Consider the following 15,076-nt stretch of genomic DNA (forward strand, 5'->3'; position numbering starts at 1 on the left):
ATGTATTAAAGGGCTCAAAAAGTAGAATTATTAAATTGATAAAGGGCTCATAATGGAGCCATACTTGGTCCAGCAAGTTAAAATAACAGTGGCTTTATTGGACCAAAGAAGTAGAACAAGAGTAAAAAACAGATTAAAATGGCATCAGGTACTAAAGAAATACATTTTGAGGCACATATAGAAAATTACCTAGTTAATACGGTTAAAGAATACCACAGTGTATCACCAAATTTGTATGATAAAGATTTGCGTGTTATTCCTTCTGAAATCATTGTATTTGTAAAAGACAGCCAGCCAAAAAAGTATGAAGAGTTGGCTAAGCAATATGGTGCTTTAGTAGATACTAAAATTGTAGAGAACATTGCCAAAAATATTACTAAAAACAAAACCCTAGAAGTTTTGCGCAACGGTGTTAAAGACCGTGGACAGCGTTTAGATTTGGCATATTTTAAACCAGCTAATGATAAAACACCAGAACATGAAGTTGCTTATGCTAAAAACAGATTAGCAATTGTTCGCCAGTTAAAATACTCTAAGCGAAATAATAACGAAATAGATTTTGTATTGTTTATTAATGGTATTCCTGTAATTACTGCAGAACTTAAAAATGCATTAACCGGTCAGAACCACCATAATGCCATAAAACAGTTTATGCAAGATCGCCTACCCAAAGGCGAACCCTTTTTAGACTTTAAACGTTGCTTGGTACATTTTGCAGTTGGTACAGAAAAGGTATTTATGGCTACCGAATTAAAAGGAAAGTCTACTTACTTTTTACCGTTTAATACAGGTTTAGAAAACCATTCAGATACAGGTTTTGCAGTGGAATACCTTTGGGAAGATGTATTGCGCAAAGACTCTTTACTAGACTTAGTACAAAACTTTATTAGTGTACAGACAGATAAAGAGAAAGTTTATAATCCTAAAACCAAAAAGTTAGAGGATAAAAAATCGACTAAATTATTGTTTCCACGTTTTCATCAACGCAGAGCAGTACAACGTATTTTAAATGCACTAAAAATTGATGGTACCGGTAAAAACTATTTGGTACAACACTCTGCAGGTTCGGGTAAATCAAATACTATTACTTGGCTAGCCTATAGATTAGCTAATTTCTATCAGAACTATACAGACCCCAAAGCTCTATACGATTCTATTATCGTAGTTACCGATAGGCGTGTTTTAAATAAACAAATACAAGATAATATTCGTCAATTAGACAACACTCCCGGTGTTGTAGCTTACATAGATGAAAAGTCGACTTCTCAAGATTTAAAAGACGCTATCGAAGATAAGAAACGCATCATTATAACTACGATACAAAAATTTCCGGTAATTGCACAAAGTGTTACCAATTATCCTGATCGTAAGTATGCTATTTTAATAGATGAAGCCCATAGTTCGCAATCGGGTGAATCGTCTCGTCAAATGCGTAAAGCCTTAAGCTTAGAAGAAGCAGAACAAGACGAAGCAGATATAAAAACAGCTGATGAAATCATTGCTGATGAAATTGCTAAAAAAGGTCAACAGCCAAATATTTCGCAATTTGCTTTTACGGCAACGCCTAAACAAAAAACCTTAGAGCTATTTGGCACCAAAATAAATGGGAAAATAGAACCATTTGATGAGTACACTATGGAAGAAGCCATTAAAGAAGGCTTTATTAAAGATGTGCTACAAAACTATATGTCTTTTAAGCGTTACTATAAATTAGTAAAGCGAACAGAAATTGAAGATAAAGAATATGATAAAAAGAAAACCGTACGTGTTTTAGGCAACTATGTAGATCTACAAGATCATGCCATAGAGAAAAAAGCACGTATCATGTTAGAGCATTTTACAAGCCAAACACAAAACGAATTACAAGGTCAAGCCAGGGCAATGTTAGTCACAAAATCTAGGTTACATGCTGTACGTTTTAAACTAAAGTTTGATGCCATTCTAAAAGAAATGAATCTGCCATACCGTGCTTTGGTCGCGTTTTCAGGTACAGTAAAAGACCCTGATACCAATGAAGAATTTACTGAAAGTGGCATGAATAATTTAGGAGGTAAAATAAGTATTCCAGAAGCTCTAAAACTACCTGCTAACAGAATATTGGTTGTAGCTAATAAATTTCAAACTGGTTTTGATGAACCATTGTTACACACCATGTTTGTAGATAAAAAACTAGGTGGAGCAAGTACCGTACAAACCTTGTCGCGTTTAAATAGAAACCGAAGAGGAAAAGACTCAACAATGGTTTTAGATTTTGTGAACGATCCAGAACTGGTGCGTGCAGATTTTCAACATTTCTATGGTAAAAACTACATGGAAGAAGAAAACGAAACCGACCCAAATAGTTTATACACATTATTAGACGAGGTAGATAGCTTCAATGTTTTTTACGAAACAGAGGTTGAAGCTTTTGCTGAGATATTTTTTAAGTCAAACGACAACATGGAAGCAATACAGCCCATTTTAGCGGCTATTGCAAAACGTTTTGACAATGAGCTTGAAGATGAGGATAAAAATGCATTTAAAGCTGCCTCAAAGTCTTATACTAAGATTTATCGTTTCTTAAGTCAGATTATACAATTTACAGATATAGACCTAGAGAAAAAATATGTTTTTCTATCTGCCCTACTTAAAAAACTACCCTACGTTAAAAGTGATTTACCCGTAGATGTGGTTAATGATATTGAATTAGACAGTTATAAAATTCAACACAAATTTACAGCCAATCTAGACTTAGTTTCTGAAGATGGAGAAGATTATGGAATGACCCCTGGCGGTGGTGGACAAAAACCGGAAGATGAAGTCGATTTCTTAACTAAAATCATTAAAGTCTTAAATGATACGTTTGGATTAGACCTAACCGATGAGGATAAAGTAGATTTCAATAGGGTAAAGAAAAACCTTTATGAGAATCAGGATCTTATGGCTTACTTCAACAAGGGAAATTCTAAAAACAATATTAAAGATAAATTTGATGAAGAAGTTGACGGGGAATTCTTGAATTTTATAAACACCAAACTCGACTTTTACAATAAAATGACTGATGAAAAAGCCAACAATCTTTTTAAATCCCTATTGTTTAAAGAAATATATGATAGAGAGGTTAGAGGTTTAAGAAAATAGAAAAGCATGCTAAAATCATTAGAATTATTTAAAGAAAAAGGTCAATTCGAATTTACTCCAATCGACAACCTCTCTGATTGTTGTAACGCTCCAAGACATAGTAGCGGTATTTATCTAATTTATGCAGAGGAATTCAAGACCAGTAAATTAATCTATATCGGAATTTCGGGTAGGGAAAGTCCTGTTGGTGAAATAATTCATCGTAAAGATGGACTAGGCGGACGCATTGTAAACGGTAAACAATTTGGTCTTAATAGAAGACGTTCTTGGCCAATGAAAATGAATGAAGATGGTATAAAAAAGATTATAGTAAAATGGTACGTTACCTATGGTGAACTAAATAAAGATTTTCCTAGAAATATAGAAAACACACTATTAAGCAAGATTTTACAAAATAATGGTAGTTTACCATTATGGAATAAAAAGGTATGAAATTTATTTATAAAAAACAGTTTTAGAATAAGTAATGGTATGCAAATTGGCTGCATACATCTATTTTTAATTTGTGTATAAAAAGAACTATGGATATATCAGGTAAAATAAAATTGATAAATAAGACTCAAAACATAGGAAATAACGGATTTAAAAAACGTGAATTAGTAGTTGTTACCAATGAACAATATCCACAAATGTTATTGGTTGAATTTGTACAGGATAAATGTGATTTATTAAATAGTTATACTATTGGTGATGAAGTTACTGTGTTTATAAATTTAAGAGGTAGAGAATGGATAAATCCGGAAGGTCAATCTAAATATTTCAATTCTATTCAGGGATGGAAAATAATAATGAAGAATGATGTGAATATTCCACCACCGGAACCAAGTTCTGCCCCTATTGATGAAGATTTACCTTTTTAAAAAATGCCAAATTAAAATATAAAATCATAATGATTATATTTTTAGATTTAGATGGGACATTAACACATACCGCACATCCTTATTTTAAAAAAATGAAGGATGGGATTGAAGATACAGATGTAGAATTTATTAAAAAATATGTGTTTCCAAATGCACTAAATTTTATTAAAGAGCAATTTTTATTGGGGAATAAATTATATATTATTTCTGATAGCCATCCAAAATATGTCAAAGCAATTGCAGAACAAATTTTTGATTTGCCTTATTTAAGTTTAGCAGATAAGCCTAATGATATAAAAACCCGAAATTATATCCAATCTATTCCTGGATTAAGTGAAGCCTTTATAAATAAAGATAATTTTATTCTAGTTGGGGATAGTTGGCTTGATATTGCATTAGGTCGTTTATTAAATATTAGAACGGTCCTTACAACGTTTTATAATTCAAATGAAATTGATACAAGAGATGGAATTGGAGATAACAGGAAGCAAATTAAACATGGTCCAACATACTATGCTAATAATTTCGATGAATTAGCCGAAATTATTTCAAACCCTTGGGAAAACTTATTAGCGCTAGAATCGGTTTTTCAGGGTGAAAATTCTTCAAAAGCGGTTAAGTTTAAATTTCAAAAACATGAGAATGGATTTACCGCTTTCCGTTGTTTAGCGAGACAAGAAGATGGAGAGTGTGATAAGTATGCAAGGGCGGACAAGTATTTTCAAATTGACAACCCGGATAGATCAACTGAGCTTTTAAATAAGCTAGCAATTTCAGTATCAACTTATTTATATAGGGTAGAGGCTCAAAATAGTTTCAATTGGGATTATCTTTCATATGTTTCAGATAAAAAAACAACCACTCCTCCAAACAAAATGAAGGAAATATTTGATTTAGTTGAAAGTGATATTCCAAAAGTAGAACTTTTTAAATGGGATGAAAATGTAGTAGGAAGTTTAAGAAATAATCCTGATTATAAATCTCGTAGAGATTTTATTGCGAAATATCTTTCCATTTATGAATCTTATGATTTAAAAGATAAGAGTGTTGTTGTTTTGGATGATCAGTTTACCTCGTCTGCAACTGCCTATGAAATTGCCACTCAATTGCGAAACAGGGGAGCCAATAATATTCTATTTATTGCTTTATTTTATTTAATTCTACCATTATCAAATAAAATCTGTCCAAAATGCGGTAAAGGAATGCAGATAAAAATAAATCGTAAAAAAGGGAACAAGTTTTATTCTTGTACACCACCAGAATACAGAGGAGAAGGTTGTGGCAATACTATAAATATATATAATGGATTCTAGAATAGAACATGTACTGGCTTTGTCTTTGATTAAAGGAGTTGGAGATGCATTTATAAAAAAACGATTAAATGAAATTGAATCCTATATCGATGAAATCGACTTGTTAGGTAACATGCTTGGAGGTAAAGTTACAATTGATGGAATTAAGGAAAATTTGCCTTTGGCACATAAAATAATTGAAGATTCTTTTGAAAATAACATTAAAATAATACCTATAACCTCAATTGAGTACCCTCCACTATTAAAGGAAATTAAAAACCCTCCAGCTGTTTTATATTTAAGCGGGAATATGGCTAATCTTGAAAAATGTGTAGCGATTATTGGGTCTAGAAAATCGGATAATCTGGGTAATAAAATTGCATCTAAATTAGGAAGCTATTTTTCAAAAGAATGGTCAATTTGTAATGGTTTAGTTGAGGGGATAGATAAATACGCTATTCAAAATAATGAAGTTGTTTTTTCAAATGTTACAGGTGTGCTTTCCGGAGGTTTAAATTATAACAAAACATCATCGAAAATAACAAAAGATCTTGCTGAAAAGGTATTAGCGAATAACGGGCTGTTAATTTCTGAGAATCCACCTAATAAAAGAGAAGATCAATTTTCTGGAAGCAAAGCAAGTAGGATACAAGCAGGCTTGTCGAAGGGCATTATTTTGATTCAAAGTAGTATTAAAGGAGGATCAAAATATACCATTAAAGCATTTTCAGAATTAAATAGACCACTAGGAGTAATTAATTTTAGAGGTAATGAAATTTTTGAAAAAGAAGAGTCATTTTCAGGAAACAGAATTTTTATCGATAAAGGTATTGATGGTATTATTGAAATGTGTGAAATTAAAAGCATTAATAATATTAAGGTTAAAAAAATTGTTCCGCTTAAAAGCAAAGAAGATTATTTATTATTTGAAAAAGAGTTATAGAATTAATGAAATTTCATCCGCTGGATCAAAATATAATTAATGCACCCAATTTTCGAATTTAAAGGCTTAATTACTGATGGCATTTATTCGATGGCTAAAGTCGAATGGTGGCTTTTGAAGTATACTGATGAGTATGAAAAAACTGTTGAGATTGAAAATAAATTGCATTGGTATGAATTTGAAGATGGTTCAAAATCCCGATTACCATCATTTTGGAAGCCAAGCAGTGAAGTTGGGTTTATTAATTTGTTTCAAGAGCTTGACTTAATTTCTGAATTTTATAAGGAGGAGAATAAAATTGAAGATGTTTTAAAGGAATATTATGCAGTGAAAAACTCAGGTCCCAAATTAAATAAGTGGATTTTAGAATATGAACAATTAGGAAAAGGTAAGTATTTTAACTTTTTGATTTCATATCTTGATTATGAGGGCGTTGATGATATTGAACATCCAATGGTATTTATCCATTCGATGGATGACTTTCCAATTTATATAGAAAAAAACGATTTTAAGAATACTATTGAATTTGGCAATATATTTCTATAAGTACAGCTTTATTTCAATCTATCATTTCAAATCATTTAATCGTATTTATTATAGGGAACTTAATTTGCTAAATATTATTTGTGTATTTAAAATAATAAACTTGATGTTTATATGATTAGTCTTATTATAGTTACTTAGTGTTGTAAGTTTGGTGATGGTCGAAGTGCCATAGATTATGCGTAATTGACTATTTTTGGATTAAATAGTTATTAATGAAATAAGGAACAAAAAGACATATAAAAATACGAAAGCATTTGCTTTTGATTAGGTTTCGATAAAATCGCCAGTTTTAATATGAATAGCCAAAATCAGAACGAATGTCTACGCTTTAGCGTGGACTGTTCTTGTTTGGCTATAGGGTGTCTGGCGATACCTTCGAAATCAGCATATTCAGTTCCGCGCTTTTTTTATGAAAAAAAATGAAAATTTAGACAGTACTTTAGAAGTTAGGTTGAACACGGCAATAGAGCAATTTGCCTGGAGGCAATTAAGCCTAGAAGAGAATCAGGTTTTATATGGTATTGTAAAGAATCCTTCAGAAAATATAGATTTTCAAGGCCTAAATTATTTGACAAATGAAAGCAAATTGATGCTTATGGAAAAGTTTAGGGAGCTAGGGCTATTAGATACAGTACGCGATAAAAAAAAATCCGTACCTAGATTTATATTTCATTCCGAATTGCCTAAAAAATTGTTAGCATATATAGAAAAGGTGAAAAAATCGACAAATGAACATTTCTCTCAATCATTTTCTCGGCTAAGTTTTGAACTATTGAAAAACCCTTATTATAGAAAAAAAGGTAATTCAGCATTCAGGGGTACATTTACAATTAAAGAGGATTATACACTTAAAGCAGGTACTAAATGTGCATATGCTGTTTATCCAAGAGAGAATGGTAATTGTTGGCTATCGCTTACTCCAATAAATGATGTTTTATTAATGGAGAACCGAACGTTTGAGAAAGAACCCTTGCATATTAGTTCTGTGCTTGATAGATTTTTTGAAAATAAAATCTAAATAACCAAATGGTGTATTAAGTTAACATTGTGATATACTCAAAGTCAGTTAGTTTTTAAGGAATTAAAAGATATCAAATACATGATCACCGAGCATCATAAATAAACATCCAGCGACTTGTGCTACCGGTGCAGTGAGCAAGTGTCCACCAATGGTCTCTGCGGCTATTTCTGGTTTTGTGCCTTGTGGTACATTATTAACATTTTGTACTGTCAAATATATATTCCAACGACCTTTAACCTCCATTGGTGGAATACGGAATGAACCTTCAAAGCAACATCTATTTGCTTTAGCATTTCGCCCTGTATTGTCTTTAAACTTTACATGTGCTGTTTCCAACCTTGTATATATTTCAGGACTAAATTCTATAATTTGTTCATTCTCAATATCTGTACTTACACAGTATTTAAGAACAACACCCTCGCCACCGCCGCCAGTTATTGTTATACCTGCAATTCCTTGCCTTTTAAAACTAATAGTTTCGACAGAGCCAAATTTTCCGGTACTTTGAGCACTTCCAATTTGTATTCCATTATAATCGTAGGCTTTAATAATAATAGGTTGGTTTGTAAATGCAGCCACGGTTATGTTTACAGCTGAACTTGGGTTGTGCGTAAACCTAAGACCTTTTTGTCCAATCATCAATTCTCCTTTATTCTTGCCTCCATTAGATGTTTGCCAATCGGTAATTATGAGATTTTTTTCGTCCATACTGTAACAATGCAACCAATCGAAATGGTGCTTGAAATGAAATTTTGTTCCTGGTTTATGCTTGCCAAAGTCATAGCAAATTATTTTGTCATCGTTTTTACTTGGAGGATACCAAGGAATTCTCTTAGAGCATTCAGATGGATGTAAAATTACGGGGTATGCTATACTAGGATTATCTTCTGAAACCATATGTGCCACAACATGATATCCGTCGCATGGTCTGGGCTGATAATCCCAAATTGCTGTATATATGTTTGCTTTCTCTCCAGGATTATATGCTTGTTTATCAGAAGTTACATATTTACCCAATAAAAACTGTGCATTAATTTGGTTTTCGGAAACAGAATGCTCATAAAGGTTCGCATCAGTATGCCTTTCGTAATTCCATTTAACATCAGTTTTAAATGGTGTTCCAGGAATTGGCAAATCTTTATAAACTGTGTCGACAACAATTTTTTCCATCATTGTTTTCTCTCCTGGTCCTGGAATTGTGGCATCTTGTCCTCTACGGCTAGGATCTCGGTAGTCACTTAATGCTGCAGCAATAGCTAAAGCTGCTGCACCGCCATAAAGTCCCAGTGCAATTGGGTCAGGTGATTCCCATTCAAGAATAGATGTCAGTATTGGTCCACAGGCAAGTACTTTGGCAACACCTTCTACATTATCTCCAGTTCTTGGAATTCCTGGTTGTATAATGGTGTCACCTTCTTCTCCACCATCAGCCCAAACATGCCAATTTGATAATGCCATCAAGTCACCTGTTTCATTATCAGTACACAAAAGTCCTATTGTTCCCCACCCATTAAACCAAATTATATGATTATCCGCATTACTTGAAGTCCAGCCTCCATTTAATGGATCAGCAATTACATCGCCTCTACTTCCTACAGCAGACGAGAGTTTCATTGCATTTCCTACTTGAATATCTGTAGGTACACCTTCGATTTCATTGGGTATCTTATGGGTTCTAAGTGCAGTTAGTACTTTTTCACTATTTGTTTTTTGATGTACTGTGAAGATTATACAGACTCCTTTATTAAGCTTTCCTTTTGATTTTCCTAGTCCCCAACTAATATGTTTGATATTTGGATCTGTACTATATTCAAATCGTAATTTTCGTATTAAATTATTTAGAAATTCAGGCGTAAATTCTTTATTTGATTTATTTTGCATGGTGTCAGTTTTAAAAAGTTACATTTAAAATGCTTTGGACATCTTCAAGAAATGATGCCACAGCAAATTCATCTCCATCAATATTTCCTGAATGATTTAATCCGACTGGTCTGAGACTGGCTTGATGTATCCAACACGAACCTGAATCACCGCTATTGCTAACCTCCATACCGTTACCAAAGGAAGGATCATCATCAACTTCTATTCTTAACTGTCCGATGCCCCATGTTACTTCAGGATGACCAAAAGAATTTGAACCAGTAATGATGCCAAAAGTCAGTCCAGTTCGACCACCAGATTTAAATACTCTTAAGTTGTTGGTGTCACCTGTAGCTAAAAATGCTTCTATTTCTGTTCTGGACATAACAGGTCCGTTAAGTGAAATGACTCCATCTAGTGTAGTAACAAATACAGTATGTGGTTCGTCTGATTTTGCATCAATCATTTCTCTGAGATTGAGCGCTCTACTTGTGTCAAGCCTGCAAAGAGCACCATCTATATCATTTCCTTGAAAGCGATCCAATGTCCCAATTACTAAATCTTCATCATGATAGGCTATGTCGGCAGCTTCGGTAAGTACGCCAGCAAGAAATAGAATTGCCGCAACTATGAGTAATAACACTTTCCACCAAGGATCGTTGAACGGAATTGGACCATATTGTCCGATAAATGCTGTTGAGGGTTCAATAGTGACCTCATATTTTATTGGAAAAGCAAAAAATGGTTTTACACAATATTTACCTGCTTTTAGTTCGATTGGGTCGCAACACTTTTCCCAATCCGGACCCAATGTTCCTTCAAGTAATTTATTAATTTCACACGCATCAATTTTTTTACCATCTAAAAGCTCCATTAATTTCTTTCTTAGGTCCTCAAGAGATTCTTGGTTTTTAGATGTGGGGCATTTGCATTTTTTCCTAGACTTACTTGCACCTTTTTTATCATATCCTACCTCCTTTAATTTCATTCTAACGGTACCTTCTGCCACTGAACATACCAATTCTCCGTTTGCGCTATCTACATACGATGAGCTAACAAAAAACTGTTTATTAAGTAATCGTTTTTGATTTTTTGGGTCCGGTGTTCCGTCAATATCGATATGGATAAATTCGATGTTATACTTTTTAGGTGCTGCTCCTCCAACACTTATTTTAAAGTAAATGGTCTTAGATTCACCTGGTTGTAATCCGTTTAAACTTATTCCACGACCTATTTGTTCTTGACTTAGTCGATTTAATTCCTGTGAAGTCCAAGTATCAATAATGGTAATTCCTTGTGCTGACAACTCAGATCTAGAATGATTTGAAATATCAAGTGTATGGCTAGCTGTAAAAGCTTCAGCATACACATTGGTTATACGAATGCCCATATAATAAGAACCTAATATAGTGTCGAATATTCCATCTGGCATTTGAAATAAATCATTTATCCTCACAGCATATGGCCTATAAGGAATATCAAACATGCGACCTTTAAAGACAGCATCCCATTGAATGTCCTCATAATCTTCTGCTGGCCTAGGATCCTCTGCGCCAATAACATATTTTAATTCTGCGCCATTTTGTACACGGCTTAATAATTTCATTTTGGAGGGATTCCAAGTACTTTCACCATTTTCTTGGTACTCAGCTATTAAATCCCAACCCTGAATACCTGAAACATTATTTACAGCCCCATCAACTGGATCATATGTGCCGTTTCCTGATGCTGCACCAGTTATTCTAAATCTGTTTTTTAAAGTGTGGATAGTTTTGGTGGTAACAAATTGCCAATTACTGAATAATTTCATTTCATTTGTTTTTAAAATTATTATCGCTTGTTTATTATCAATTATAGAGGGAACATCAATAAATTATATGTCAAAAGTCAATAGCTTTTAAACTTAGATTATAGGTGCAATTAATTTGGTCTTAATCACTTCTGGAGAACAGCAGATGCAAGAATGGTTATTCTTAAATTTATTCTAGATATGGTTGGTTTGGTAATGGAAGTTTTCTTGGGGGTAAATAAATTTAATTTGAAACTTCTTTTAGGAGGAATATGTTAATACTACAAAACTAATTGATTATAGGTGTTCAATATATGGTTTATGTATAGTTTGTAGGAAAAAGTTTATAAATGGATAAGAATTAGCCATAGGTTTTCTTAGGCAGAAAGTTTATACTATATATAAGTTTAATCTTGTGAAGATATTTTCTATATAAAAGGTAAATTAAGTAGTGTTTCATGAGTATGATTTTTTATAAGGATATATAATTCTATGTGAAAATCAAACAGTTGTTTTATACATAGAATTTGATTATGATGCTAAATAGCCTTTATTTTGACCACGATATTAATTATGATATATCTTTTTATTTCAATAAAATTTCACACGCGTCGTCAAGTATAATGCTACCTAAATCCTTTACATAGGCTTTTGTTACAAGTACACTTGAATGACCCATTGATTGGCTAACCACATCAATGGAGGTTCCATTTTGAACTAAACAATTGGCAAAACTGTGACGAGCAGCATAGCTTGTAAAAGACTTGTTAATACCACAGAGTATTGCAATATGCTTTAAATCTTTGTTGTACTCTTTTAACATTTTCTTCTTCCTATTTTGGATTTGTTTAGGGTCATAATCTTCTCTGTAGAGAATGGGAAATATGTAATTTGTTAAATTTCCATTAGCTTGATAATAATCCAGTATTTCCTGAATTGGAGGTAAAATTTTGATATTGAAATTTACATTTGTTTTATTCCTTTTATAAAAGATTCGATTTTCTGAGATATCACTCCATTTTAAAAGTGCCATATCTGTAAAATTCATTCCACGGGTGTAAAAACTGAATAAGAAGTAATTTCGGGCATTAGTTAATCTATTCGATTTTAATCCCTCTAGAGATTCAATTTTTCTAATAAAATCAATTGGTAACGCCCTTTTTATAGGACTACTTTTTAATTTGGAGATTTTATAATTTACAAAAGGGTATCTGCTTTTTTTTACAAAACCCCTCCTTATTGCAGAATTATATAAGGCTCTTATTGCTCTCATTTTAACACCAATACCGCCATTTGTGCCGCCATTGGTTCGAAGAAAAACTTCATACTTTTCGAGGTAATATACCGTAATCTGACTAAAAGATAGCTGGTCACTACCATTGAATTTCTGGAGAGAACGTTTCGTGTCTTTATTAACATCTGCATTTCCAAACCTTCCGGTACTTTCCATTTCAGCAATAATTTCTTTCCAATACTCAAAGACAGAAAGAGATTCATTTGATGTGGTTCTGAATTTGTTTTCAAATTCTTCTAATGTAAAGTTGATATCTTCCTCTTCAAATTCCAGCAGAATTAGTCTTGCTTTGAGCCTGATTTTTTCCAACTTAGTGTTTAGAATATTGGCATTGTTAAAGTTGCCTTTAAATAAACCTTCTTTTGAATCCCATGTTTGGGGTTTACAGAAGAATCCTAGACTTATAATTTTGACCTTTCTATTTTTAATTATTTGAAGCACGATTGGGAATTTACCATTTGCGTATTCTTTGTTTTTTAATTTAAGTTTTATACTAGCCATAATTATGTGTTAGGTCGAACATAGGTCGAACATTTATTGAATTTTTCGAAACTATTTAGAACTAAATAAAAATTTAAATGATTGTAAATCAATTGATATGGAGAGAATAGAAAAGAATAGAAAGAATTAAAAACAAATACTTTCTGACTCATAATCAGGTGGTCCATGGTTCGAGTCCATGTGGGACCACAAATAAAAAGCCCAAGCATATGCTTGGGCTTTTTTTATGGAGAACGCTATACTTTTTTGATTTTATAACCTAGGTATTTTTATCGTAAAATATGTTGCCTTACAAAAGTTATGAAGAAACCGGATGTGGGAATTTGTATTCAACTTTTCATTAAGTATATTGTAGGCTAGTTCCTTATAATTCTAGTGTTGAGCCTTGCTCCATGCACTTTTTTAGGAAACTAAGTTTGCCCTATTTAACCAAAAACCAACTAACAAAACCATGTCTGAAATACAAGAAAAATCAAATGGCCGACTATTGTCTCTCGATTTTTATAGAGGTTTAACAATGTTCTTATTAATTGCTGAGTTTTCACATTTATTCTCCTATTTAGTATTGCCTCAATTTGAAGGTACTTTTATTCATGCATTAGGAAGCCAATTTCATCATGTTGAATGGGAAGGACTCCATTTTTGGGATTTAATTCAACCATTTTTCATGTTTATAGTAGGAGTGGCAATGCCATTATCCTTTGCAAAAAGAATAGCAAAGGGTGCCTCCTTTAAAGAATTAACTGAGCATGCTGTTAAAAGGGCACTTTTAATGCTTTTCCTTGGATGGGCTTTGTATTGTATTGACCCGGGTGAAATTGTTTTTAGATTTCAAAATGTACTTGCACAACTGGGTGTAACTTATATTCTTGCATTTTTGGTGATTCGAAAACCAGTAGCAGTGCAAATAGGTTTTTCAATACTACTACTTTTAATAACAGAAGGTTTATATCGGTTTTTTCCAGTTGAAGGTTTTACAAATGCATTTGTGAATGGTGAAAATTTCCCAGCATGGTTTAATATTCTTGTTTCTGGAGAAGAAGATGGTAGTGGCTGGGCAATGTTTAATGCCATTCCAACAGCAGCTCATACTATTTGGGGCGTGGTTGCAGGACAATTGTTGATAGGAGAGTATCCGGCTAAGAAAAAATTAATGTATTTAATGGGTGCTGGAGCTATATGCCTAATAATTGGTTTTGGTTTAAGTCCTTTTACACCAATAATTAAGAAAATAGCAACAACAACTTTTGTTTTTGCAAGTGGAGGATGGTCGTTATTAGCTCTGGCTTTATGTTATTGGTTAATAGATATTAAAAAATATCAAAAAGGCGTTTTGTTTTTTGCAGTAGTAGGTATGAACCCTTTATTTATTTACCTTTTTGCACATATTGGTGGAGCGGAACTTATTAAGAAAATATTTCTTCCATTTTCAAATGCTCTATTTGGATGGACAGGTGATTTTGGAGCTCATATAATTTTAAGTTGTATCGTACTTTTTATGCTATGGTATATTTGTTATTGGATGTATAAAAAGAAGATATTTATTAGAATTTAGACCGGATTACCCAGATAATGGATACTTTTTTTAGTTATTATTTAATTGGGTTTTTACAAGTAAAAACCCAATTAAATATAATTTATACCCCATAAAAATTGTGCATATTGGATATAATAATTATTTAAAGAAGAGAAGCTGAACCCTTATCTAAAAACAATTTTGTATCCTCATGTGTTCTTAAGATTGTTGCAGGACAATCAGTACTTATTTCACTATTTAAAGTGTTGTAGATAGCCTTGGCCTTTCTTTCATCAGGAACAACACAGCTAATAGTTTTACAACTTAAAATTGC

The 15,076-nt window shown here is 32.6% G+C and carries 11 protein-coding genes; 8 read left to right on the forward strand and 3 right to left on the reverse strand.

Going from position 1 to position 15,076, the window contains the following annotated elements; genetic code table 11:
* The first annotated feature begins 138 nt into the window (after positions 1 to 138).
* The 7 genes from ABJF52_RS11320 (at position 139) to ABJF52_RS11350 (ending at position 7,779) form a co-directional block, all read left to right on the forward strand.
* Positions 139 to 3,120: a DEAD/DEAH box helicase family protein gene (locus tag ABJF52_RS11320; protein ID WP_348150100.1), complete on the forward strand. Its 2,982-nt coding sequence runs from the start codon at positions 139 to 141 to the stop codon at positions 3,118 to 3,120.
* A gap of 6 nt (positions 3,121 to 3,126) precedes the next feature.
* On the forward strand, positions 3,127 to 3,552 hold the full coding sequence (locus ABJF52_RS11325) for a hypothetical protein (RefSeq protein ID WP_348150101.1): 426 nt from the start codon (positions 3,127 to 3,129) through the stop codon (positions 3,550 to 3,552).
* An 89-nt stretch (positions 3,553 to 3,641) separates the two neighbouring features.
* Positions 3,642 to 3,980, forward strand: a complete 339-nt coding sequence (locus ABJF52_RS11330) for a DUF3127 domain-containing protein (protein ID WP_348150102.1) — start codon at positions 3,642 to 3,644, stop codon at positions 3,978 to 3,980.
* A 29-nt stretch (positions 3,981 to 4,009) separates the two neighbouring features.
* Positions 4,010 to 5,293, forward strand: a complete 1,284-nt coding sequence (locus ABJF52_RS11335; RefSeq protein ID WP_348150104.1) for a hypothetical protein — start codon at positions 4,010 to 4,012, stop codon at positions 5,291 to 5,293.
* The gene (locus ABJF52_RS11340) at positions 5,283 to 6,215 is read left to right on the forward strand and encodes a DNA-processing protein DprA (RefSeq protein WP_348150106.1); all 933 of its coding nucleotides are present in this window, start codon (positions 5,283 to 5,285) and stop codon (positions 6,213 to 6,215) included. The genes ABJF52_RS11335 and ABJF52_RS11340 overlap by 11 nt, the downstream gene beginning before the upstream one ends.
* 39 nt (positions 6,216 to 6,254) lie before the next feature.
* Positions 6,255 to 6,761, forward strand: coding sequence for a hypothetical protein (locus ABJF52_RS11345; protein ID WP_348150107.1), 507 nt, complete (start codon positions 6,255 to 6,257; stop codon positions 6,759 to 6,761).
* 409 nt (positions 6,762 to 7,170) lie between these two features.
* Positions 7,171 to 7,779 carry a hypothetical protein gene (locus tag ABJF52_RS11350; protein WP_348150109.1) on the forward strand — a complete coding sequence of 203 codons (609 nt, stop codon included), beginning with the start codon at positions 7,171 to 7,173 and terminating at the stop codon, positions 7,777 to 7,779.
* Positions 7,780 to 7,842: 63 nt separating this feature from the next.
* On the opposite strand, the gene ABJF52_RS11355 is transcribed toward ABJF52_RS11350, so the two are convergent.
* The 3 genes from ABJF52_RS11355 to ABJF52_RS11365 form a co-directional block, all read right to left on the reverse strand.
* Entirely contained in the window at positions 7,843 to 9,663 is a 1,821-nt protein-coding gene (locus ABJF52_RS11355) for a hypothetical protein (RefSeq protein ID WP_348150111.1), read from the reverse strand.
* A 10-nt stretch (positions 9,664 to 9,673) separates the two neighbouring features.
* The gene (locus tag ABJF52_RS11360) at positions 9,674 to 11,452 is read right to left on the reverse strand and encodes a hypothetical protein (RefSeq protein ID WP_348150113.1); all 1,779 of its coding nucleotides are present in this window, start codon (positions 11,450 to 11,452) and stop codon (positions 9,674 to 9,676) included.
* 565 nt (positions 11,453 to 12,017) lie between these two features.
* Positions 12,018 to 13,226, reverse strand: a complete 1,209-nt coding sequence (locus ABJF52_RS11365) for a site-specific integrase (RefSeq protein WP_348150115.1) — start codon at positions 13,224 to 13,226, stop codon at positions 12,018 to 12,020.
* 451 nt (positions 13,227 to 13,677) lie between these two features.
* Between ABJF52_RS11365 and ABJF52_RS11370 the strand changes: the two genes are divergently transcribed.
* Positions 13,678 to 14,781 carry a DUF5009 domain-containing protein gene (locus tag ABJF52_RS11370; RefSeq protein WP_348150117.1) on the forward strand — a complete coding sequence of 368 codons (1,104 nt, stop codon included), beginning with the start codon at positions 13,678 to 13,680 and terminating at the stop codon, positions 14,779 to 14,781.
* The last annotated feature ends 295 nt before the right edge of the window (positions 14,782 to 15,076 follow it).

It is taken from the genome of Aurantibacter sp. (genome assembly GCF_039941195.1).
Taxonomy (GTDB): domain Bacteria; phylum Bacteroidota; class Bacteroidia; order Flavobacteriales; family Flavobacteriaceae; genus Aurantibacter_A.